Below are 5,537 nucleotides of genomic sequence, written 5' to 3'. Positions count from 1 at the left end.
TCAGGTGGTCAACTACCTAATTTTCAGGGAAAAAGTACCTGAATTTTCCCCCGATCCCCGCAATGGCTGGCACTTTTTGAGGGGAAAAAAGTCCAAAAGTCTTATCCAACAAGGTTTTTAGATTTATTCAGCAAACCCTAAATATCTTCTCGATTCAGAGAAGGATATTATTCAAGGACTTCTTCAATAGAATCCCCTGCTGCCAAAAATTCCATAACTGTTTGCACCGGAATTCGGGTTCCAGCTATAACAGGTCTTCCATTACAAATATCTGGATGGATATGGATACGACTTTCCATTAAGGTTTTGTTACCTCTTTGATGACCTTAAGTAAGCTTATTATAACCTTTCATAGTAACAGGTAAGGATGTTAGGTTTCCTTAAAATCTATCAGTGCAGCGGTAGGATTTGCATGAGGGAACGCACCCTACCAGATCTGCACTACGTTTTTGGAGTAGTGCCATTCTTTTGCTTGCTCCTCACGAAGACTGCCTTATTTTTTCGCTGAATCTCGAATAAGTCAATAGCCTCGAACAGGCCACTCAACTTTGCATATCCGTAGTTGCGTGGGTCAAAAGATGTCTGATTTGCTATGTGTCCGCCAATCTCTGCCAAATTCGACCAACCATCATCGTCTAGAGTGCTAGAAACAGCGCCCCTCAATAAACTGATTAATTTGGTGTCTTGCTTCAACTCTTTACCAGTTTTCTTCACACTTGCAGAAACTTTGGAAGTCTCCTCAGAATTTACTGCTTGATCAATAGTTTCTAGGTATAAAAATGTTGAACACGCATAAACAAAAGGCAATGGTGTTTTCTTCTCGCCAAATCCATAGACTTTTAAGCCATTTGTCAAAATTCGCATCACTAAAGGAGTAAAGTCACAATCGCTCGACACGATTGCAAAAGCATCCAACTGTTGTGTATACAGCAAATCCATTGCATCAATAATCATTGCAGCATCAGTAGCATTTTTGCCCTTCGTATAGTCGAACTGTTGGACGGGGCGAATAGCGTATTCATGCAAACACTCCTCCCAGGCTTTCAGCGCAGGACTTTTCCAGTTTCCGTAAGCCTTACGAATATTGGCAACTCCATACTTTGCAATTTCAGAGACGATCGCCTCAATTTTTGATGCAGGGGCGTTGTCTGCATCAATCAGCAGCGCAATTTTTGATTCTGATTGCCGCATATTGCTCCAGGTGTGCTGATCACTTTAATTTTTGAACTCGAACAGACACTCTTCAAGTATGCCCCAACCGATAACCTAAGCCATCTAACTATTAATTATACAGAAACTTTCCGAATAACCAGAGTAAGGATATGGGAAAACTTTCGGCATATCACCCCATTTTGTAGATTTCTGACAATCAGCCGAGATACAAAGAACTTTTCAGCGACCATAGCACCAATTATAATTCTTCGGGTAACTGAGCAGACTAACTAAAAGTGGCGATGGCGGAGCAAATTCTTTCTCTACTCTTGTACCTAATTCTCATTTTAACGGCTTTTTGGTTTATTAGCCCCCAAAAAAAGCCCCGTAGTCATCCCGCCTATCATCTTGCTTGTTTGCTGGAAGATGCTCCTGAAAGCTCTTTAAATGGTCAATTTTGTCCCCTGGCTACTCCCTTGGCTACCCCGATCGCCTGTACTGTTCCGCAGGTGTGGCGCAGTGTATATAGGCAGTCTCTGGCAAAACCGGATATTAATTATTGGCAATGGCGCGGTATGCCCGAAAATGAGCAGTTTTGTCGGGAATTAGGGGAATTATTGCGGTTAAATCCAGCTAGAGGTTACGCTAAGGAAATTCTGGAAAGTCTGGCCTTGGGTCAAGATCCTTTTTATCATCTCTACTGGGATCTAAAAGCGATCGCTAATGGTAACTTTAACACTATTGGCACTAATAAACTAGCTGAGGGCAGATTTGCCAGGCGAGATTTGCGAACTCATCAGCAGATGCGGAGGGATTTTCGTCAATGGCATTTACAAGCTTGTGAACAGTTGGGAAAAGAGCGGGTTAAAGCGGTTTATCGGCGGTGTTATGGGTCAGATTGGTCATTAATCGCCCAAATTCTCTATCCTTCGCCCCGTTCCTTGGCCGTGATGATTATAGAGTCGGCTAATCCCGTTTGGTGGCGAGTTTTGGGGATTACTCCTTTTACCACGACTAGCCGGATTGAGAATAATTATAAAACTCTCTTGTGTTATTGGCATCCCGATCGCAATTCCCATCCCAATGCGACAGAAATCACTGCCCATCTTAATCGCGCCTACGATTGTTATCAAAGTTTTCAGGAGATGAGTAGTCAAGATAATGCACCTTTGTGGACGAAAATCCGTCGCTGGATTCCTTAGACTTGACTCTAGTTTTTCCCTTGACTTTTTCCTTAACGAAAGAATGTTAGTCTAGGAACAATTTAAGACCACGCTTGCACTCTCAGGGTAATGAATCTAGTGCTTTTAAACAATCGCTACCAAATTGTTAGTACCCTTGCTAGGGGGGGATTTGGGGAAACTTATATCGCCATCGATACGAATATGCCTTCTCAACGGCGCTGTGTGATTAAAAAATTGCAGCCGGCTATTCAAAGTGAGGAGATGCCAGAATGGTTAAAAGAACGTTTTCAGAAAGAAGCAAGCGTTTTAGAGGAATTGGGGGAACAAAATCGCCAAATACCCCGTTTATACGGTTATTTTGCCCAAGATAATCACTTCTATCTGGTGCAGGAATGGATTGAAGGGGAGACACTAACCCAAAAACAGCAACGACAGGGAAAATTATCCTCCTCGGTAGTGCGGACGATTTTAGAGAATTTACTGCCTGTTCTCGATTTTATTCACAGTCGCCGCATTATTCACCGGGATGTGAAACCCGATAATATTATCTTAAGAAATAGTGATAATTTGCCCGTTTTAATCGATTTTGGGGTAATGAAAGAGGCAGTGGCCACCTTACTCGATCCTACGGGAAAAAGTGCCTATTCGATCGCCCTTGGCACCCCCGGTTATATGGCTTCGGAACAGGCTGCCGGGAGACCGGTTTTTTCTAGTGACCTTTACAGCCTAGGCTTAACGGCGATTTTTTTATTAACGGGAAAAACTCCCCAATATCTAGAAACTGACTCGCGCACGGGGGAAATTCTCTGGCGACAGGAGGCAGAAAATGTTAATCCTAATTTAGCTATGGTAATCGATCGAGCGATCCGTTTTCATCCCCGGGATCGGTTTGCTACTGCCAGGGAAATGTTGGCAGCTTTAGGAGAAATATCCCCCGATTTGTCCACCCAACCGACTATCGCGGTTTCTCCCCATAGTCCCCGATTAAAGTCCTCTACACCCCCAAAACCAACCGTCTCCCCCACTGTGGTTATTCAACCCAATTCCGGAAAAAAAAAGAATCCTTGGCTGTCGATTTTGCTGATTTTTGCGGTGACAATTGGGGCTTTTGCCCTAGGATATCGGGGATTTATGGCTCTTTTACCCAAAAATGAGGAAATAGAACCATTACCAACCCCCGAACCTTCTCCTAGTCCTGAAATCATTCCTCCTCCCTCCCAAGATTTTCCCCCTATCCGACGACCTTCTCGTCAACGGACTCCCATTTATTCCCCGACTCCTACCCCATCCCCGACTCCTACCCCAGAGGTGATTCCTAGTCCAGAAGCGACTCCAGAATTAACTCCTAGTCCCACCCCAGAAGAAGTAATTCCTATTCCTGTTCCCCTTCCTGAAACGGAGCCAAGTCCTCAAGTTTCTCCCCTTCCTTCTCCTTCTCCTTCTCCTTCTCCTTCTCCTGTTCCAGAGGTGATTAATCCCCCGGTTAATGAGGATAAAATTGAACCGATCGCTCCTCCTGTTTTATCACCTTCTCCTCCTGAAGAAAATAGTAATCAATAGACTGCTTGCAGAAGTCGGAAAGGGGAAGATGATAATTTTCTCTTAAACCTTTGCCCTTTTCCCTACAATGAAAGAGAGCTACTGTTTATGCTTAATTCTTCTGATTCTATCTGCTCTGCCAGTTGACGCAGTAGATCAAAAATGCTAGTTAAGGTTTCCTCCGGTAATTTAGCCCTATTCAATTATTTCTATTATCCCCAGTCTATCTTCTGGTTGGTGCGAGGTAATCCTGTTTAATTTAGTTTGCGATCGAGTTGAAGCGCAGTCAAGGGAGAAGGCAAAGGCGAATACGACATACTGCGCCACAATATCTCACGGAATGAGGATAGTTCGCCTGAGAAGGAGTAAAAAAACAGGGGAAAACACCTGAGACTCTTTGCTCTGTGAATCGCTAATCGGGGAAAGGAATGTAAAGATTTATTAAATTATAGCTTTTGATACAGTTGTGGGGGGGGAGTGTGTATCATTCTGCCATCTCCTTTTAGTCTTGGGTTGGGCTGTTGCTTGACCTGGATGTGGGGGGGGGCGATCGCCTGACATTTTGGGAAATTTACCAAATTCTTTGAACGGGGTAACGGTCAAATATTTCATCAACGCTCAGAATAGGCATAATTTCGGTTATTGATTGGGATATTAAAAGTCGATCAAAGGGGTCTTTATGATAGTGGATAAGGGTTGCTAGTGTCCAGATATGAGCTAGATCAATAGAAAGTATTTCTAGATTATTAATGGTTATTTGATTTTTAATTAATTCCTGTAAAGATGGGTTAAGTTGTAATTTTCCCAGTTGCAGTTTTATTTGCATTTCCCAGACACTAGCAACGCTTAAAAATAAGCGATTATTTCGATCAAATAACAAATCTTGCCCGGTTAGTGATAGTTTTTCTGAGTTAATTGACCACCAAATAAAGCTATGGGTATCTAATAAAAGTTGCATGGGTTAAGTTGGCGGCAAGAGTTCATCGGTTAGGGGTTCGTTAAAGTCATCGCTGATCCAGCCTTGACCTTGATATAATCCCGCAATTCTACCTGTTGGGGTTATTTGGGTTTGATGGTGTTGATTGACTATAGATTCCAAAAAATCGAGAATTTCTTGTTGTTGTTGGACAGGTAATGTCTGAAGGGTTTGCAACAAAGGAGAATTGGTATCTAGGCCAGCATTGTTCATCACGATTTGATTTGAGGATTTTGGGGGAATACCTCAAGGATAGCATGGGTTTTCAGAGGTGAGGGGACAAGTTACGGATGCTGCGATTGCACTACTGAAGTCGGATCGGGTTTCTCTGTCTCGTCTTCTGGGGATTGTTTATTCTGGTTCTGGGTTTTCTTGATAGAGATTGGGAGGGAAATGTAAAGATTTGTAAAATATTTATTAAATTGTAGCTTAGAATACAGTTTTAGTGCGGTAGTGTGTGTTGTTTTGCTGTCCGTTCTTGGCGTTGGGTTGGGCTGTTGTTTGACCTGAGATATGAGATTTGCGATCGCACTAGCTGACACGACTTATCGAAAATTTGGGTTAAAACCCCGTCCTTTTAGGACGGCTTTAAGCTACAATGGAAAAAGCGATAACCAAGCTAAAAACTGAACCTTGACAACAGATAGTAGGGGGTTTTGTTCAGAAAAGAATTCAAATTCGGCCTT

General features: G+C 42.9%; 6 protein-coding genes. 2 read left to right on the top strand and 4 right to left on the bottom strand.

The window, feature by feature from the left end; all coding sequences use genetic code 11:
* Positions 1-167: 167 nt before the first annotated feature.
* Positions 168-299, bottom strand: coding sequence for a DUF433 domain-containing protein (locus tag O9295_RS03050; RefSeq protein WP_072319915.1), 132 nt, complete (start codon positions 297-299; stop codon positions 168-170).
* 142 nt (positions 300-441) lie between these two features.
* On the bottom strand, positions 442-1,191 hold the full coding sequence (locus tag O9295_RS03045; RefSeq protein WP_012265277.1) for an NYN domain-containing protein: 750 nt from the start codon (positions 1,189-1,191) through the stop codon (positions 442-444).
* Between the two features lie 263 nt (positions 1,192-1,454).
* Between O9295_RS03045 and O9295_RS03040 the strand changes: the two genes are divergently transcribed.
* Both O9295_RS03040 and O9295_RS03035 read left to right on the top strand, forming a co-directional pair.
* Positions 1,455-2,354: a J domain-containing protein gene (locus tag O9295_RS03040; RefSeq protein ID WP_288031599.1), complete on the top strand. Its 900-nt coding sequence runs from the start codon at positions 1,455-1,457 to the stop codon at positions 2,352-2,354.
* Positions 2,355-2,444: 90 nt separating this feature from the next.
* Positions 2,445-3,896, top strand: a complete 1,452-nt coding sequence (locus O9295_RS03035) for a serine/threonine-protein kinase (protein WP_288031596.1) — start codon at positions 2,445-2,447, stop codon at positions 3,894-3,896.
* A gap of 550 nt (positions 3,897-4,446) precedes the next feature.
* Here O9295_RS03035 and O9295_RS03030 read toward each other — a convergent pair.
* A complete protein-coding gene (locus O9295_RS03030) occupies positions 4,447-4,833 on the bottom strand; it encodes a type II toxin-antitoxin system VapC family toxin (protein WP_079208957.1) in 387 nt (128 codons plus the stop codon).
* Between the two features lie 3 nt (positions 4,834-4,836).
* Entirely contained in the window at positions 4,837-5,064 is a 228-nt protein-coding gene (locus O9295_RS03025) for a DUF2281 domain-containing protein (protein ID WP_002784946.1), read from the bottom strand.
* Positions 5,065-5,537 lie beyond the last annotated feature (473 nt).

The organism is Microcystis sp. LE18-22.4A, from assembly GCF_027531105.1.
Taxonomy (GTDB): Bacteria; Cyanobacteriota; Cyanobacteriia; order Cyanobacteriales; family Microcystaceae; genus Microcystis; species Microcystis aeruginosa.
Note: the sequence above shows the minus strand (reverse complement) of the source record. Positions and strands in the feature narration are given on the sequence as shown.

What these genes read in the sequence shown, in the direction of transcription:
- O9295_RS03040 (WP_288031599.1), top strand. Translation starts at nt 1,455, where the DNA reads ATGGCGGAGCAAATTCTTTCTCTACTCTTGTACCTAATTCTCATTTTA.
- O9295_RS03035 (WP_288031596.1), top strand. Translation starts at nt 2,445, where the DNA reads ATGAATCTAGTGCTTTTAAACAATCGCTACCAAATTGTTAGTACCCTT.
- O9295_RS03030 (WP_079208957.1), bottom strand. Translation starts at nt 4,833, where the DNA reads ATGCAACTTTTATTAGATACCCATAGCTTTATTTGGTGGTCAATTAAC.
- O9295_RS03050 (WP_072319915.1), bottom strand. Translation starts at nt 299, where the DNA reads ATGGAAAGTCGTATCCATATCCATCCAGATATTTGTAATGGAAGACCT.
- O9295_RS03045 (WP_012265277.1), bottom strand. Translation starts at nt 1,191, where the DNA reads ATGCGGCAATCAGAATCAAAAATTGCGCTGCTGATTGATGCAGACAAC.
- O9295_RS03025 (WP_002784946.1), bottom strand. Translation starts at nt 5,064, where the DNA reads ATGAACAATGCTGGCCTAGATACCAATTCTCCTTTGTTGCAAACCCTT.